General features: G+C 64.1%; 2 protein-coding genes. Both read left to right on the forward strand.

The features are described 5' to 3' along the window. Positions 1 to 218: 218 nt before the first annotated feature. A complete protein-coding gene (istA, locus tag B5X82_RS26020; RefSeq protein ID WP_007686498.1) occupies positions 219 to 1,724 on the forward strand; it encodes an IS21 family transposase in 1,506 nt (501 codons plus the stop codon). Beyond that, positions 1,724 to 2,533, forward strand: coding sequence for an IS21-like element helper ATPase IstB (gene istB / locus B5X82_RS26025; RefSeq protein ID WP_007686496.1), 810 nt, complete (start codon positions 1,724 to 1,726; stop codon positions 2,531 to 2,533). The genes istA and istB overlap by 1 nt, the downstream gene beginning before the upstream one ends. The last annotated feature ends 239 nt before the right edge of the window (positions 2,534 to 2,772 follow it).

Here is a 2,772-nt window from a genome sequence, read left to right on the forward strand (position 1 = left end):
ACCTGCGCGGCGACAACTACGATGGCCGGTTGAGCGGCGACTATGATGGCCGGTAGGATCGGTTGTCTGGTCTGATCGTAGGGAGGGGCGCAGCCCCGACCGGAGAGCGGACCAGACAACCGGTGGCGATCTTTTTCCCCTTCTTTCGGGGGGCAGATCGGGGCTGTGGCGGGCGGTGGTATCGGAACACTCATCGAACAACGAGCGATGGGTTTGCGATGCCGGGCCACCACATTTCCGATCAGCAGGTATTTCTCTTCATGACCCATCGTCGCCAACACACCCAGGCCGTCGCGGCTGCCAAGGCCGGTATCAGCGAACGCAGCGCACGCCGGATCGAGAACGATCCGCAGCTTCCGTCCCAGAAGAAGAAGGAGCGCCACTGGCGCACCCGCGCCGATCCGCTCGAGCCATTCTGGCCACGTATAGAGGAGTTGCTCCAGATCGACGGTATCATTGCCGTCACGGTCTTCGAGACGCTCCAGGACGAGTTCGGCGAGGATGCTGTTCCCGATGCGATACGACGAACACTGGAACGCCGGATCGCCCGCTGGCGGGCACTGCACGGCGGCGAGAAGGAGATCTTCTTCCCGCAGCATCATGAGCCCGGTCGGCAGGGCCTGTCGGATTTCACGGTATGCGACAGTCTCAAGGTCACCGTTGCCGGCGAGACCCTGGCCTATCGCCTCTACCACTTCCGCTTGGCGGCGAGTGGCTGGGAGCATGCGGCTGTCGTGCTGGGCGGGGAGAGCTTTGCCGCCCTTTCGGAGCACCTGCAGGATGCGTTGTGGAAGCTGGGCGGTGCGCCGGCCGAACACCGCAGCGATTCCCTGTCAGCCGCCTACAAAAACCTCGACGCCGATGCGCAGCGGGATTTCACCCGAAGCTATGACGAGCTGTGTCGTCATTACGGCATGCTTGCTACCCGCAACAACCGCGGCGAGGCGCACGAGAACGGATCGATCGAAGGTCCCCATGCCCATCTCAAGCGACGGCTCGATCAGGCCTTACGCCGGCGGGGCAGCCGCGATTTCGTCAGCATCGAGGCCTGGCGCGAGTTCGTTGAGGCGCAGGTCGCCAGACAGAACCGGCGGCATGCTGCGCGCATCGATGCAGAACGCAGGGTACTCAAGGCGCTGCCCGCAAGGCGAACCACCGATTTCGCCATGGTCACCGTCGATGTCACCCGCAACGGCACCGTCGCCATCGATCGGGTTACCTATTCGGTGCCTTCCCGCCTCGTCGGACGGCGCCTCAACGCGCATCTCTTTGACGATCGCATCGAGCTCTTCCTCGGTCCAGACAGGGTAATGTCCACGCCGCGTGTGCGGATCAGTCATCCCCACCGGGGGCATAGCATCGATTTCCGGCACATGATCGGTAACCTGCGCCGCAAGCCCGGTGCACTGCGCAACCTCGTCTACCGCGAAGCCCTCTTCCCCGATCACGCCTACCGGCGGGCCTGGCAAGCCTTCGATGCCCAACTCGATGGACGGCAGGCCTGCCGCGATGCCGTCGCGCTGCTCGATATCGCCGCCAGGGGCGACTGTGTCGACGTGCTGGCTCGGCGGATCGATGAGGCTCTCGACAGCGGGCGCTTGCCCGATGTCGATGCGCTCAGGGACGAGTTCCTGCCAACCGCAAGATCGCAGCGCGATGTCGCTATCCCGCCACCCGATCTGCACAGCTACAACAGCCTGATCGCCAGCGGGGAGGTGCACTGATGACCCGCACCAAGGATCAGGCCGCCGCCGTACTGCCTACCCTGCTGAAGGCCTTGCGCCTGCCGAGCATCAACCGCAACTGGAAGCGCCTCACCGACACCGCCGATCGCGATGGCTGGCCGGCCGCCAACCTGCTGGCCTCGCTTCTCGAGATCGAGATGGCTGATCGCTCCTCCCGGCGCATCCAGCGCCATCGCGACCAGTCCGGCTTGCCCGCAGGCAAGACCTTCGCCACCTTCGATTTCGACGCCGCCCCCGGCATCCGCAAACCGCACCTCTTGTCCCTCGCCGCCGGTGACGACTGGATCGAGAACGGCGGCAACCTGCTGCTGTTCGGCCAGAGCGGGACCGGCAAGACGCACGCAGTTGCCGCCATTGGCCATGCCCTCATCGACACGGGGCGGCGCGTCCTGTTCTGCTCCACCACCGACATGGTCCAGAAGCTCCAGTCCGCGCGCCGCGACCTCAGCTTGCCCGCCATGCTCGACAAGCTCGACAAGTTCGATCTCATCGTGCTCGACGATCTGTCCTACGTCCGCAAGGACCAGGTCGAAACCAGCGCCTTGTTCGAGCTCATCGCCCACCGCTACGAACGCCACTCGCTCGCCATTACCGCCAACCAGCCATTTTCGGCATGGGACAACGTCTTCCCTGATCCCGCCATGACTGTCGCCGCGATCGACCGCCTCGTGCACCACTCGACCATCATCGAGATGAACGGCGAAAGCTACCGCAAGCGTTCCGCCGTCGCCCGCATCAACGCCGGCGATTACGACCCGCCCAATGGCGCCCCGGACCGGCCATCATAATTGTCGCTGGCTTCGCGCTCGGGAGCACCCTTGCTGAGGCAACGGGTAATTGTCGCCAGCGGCAATTACATGCCAACCATCCCATGCGCTTCAAACCCTCGCTTCCGGCCAGCGCCAGCGACAATTACCCAGCGTCGTAATTGTCGCTCGACGGTTGCTCCTCGCAACAGCAAATGGTAGCCAGAATTCACCAACCGGCGCGGCCACCTATCGGCCATCAAAATTGACGCCGACCGGAC

It is taken from the genome of Rhizorhabdus histidinilytica (assembly GCF_900167915.1).
Classification (GTDB): Bacteria; Pseudomonadota; Alphaproteobacteria; order Sphingomonadales; family Sphingomonadaceae; genus Rhizorhabdus; species Rhizorhabdus histidinilytica.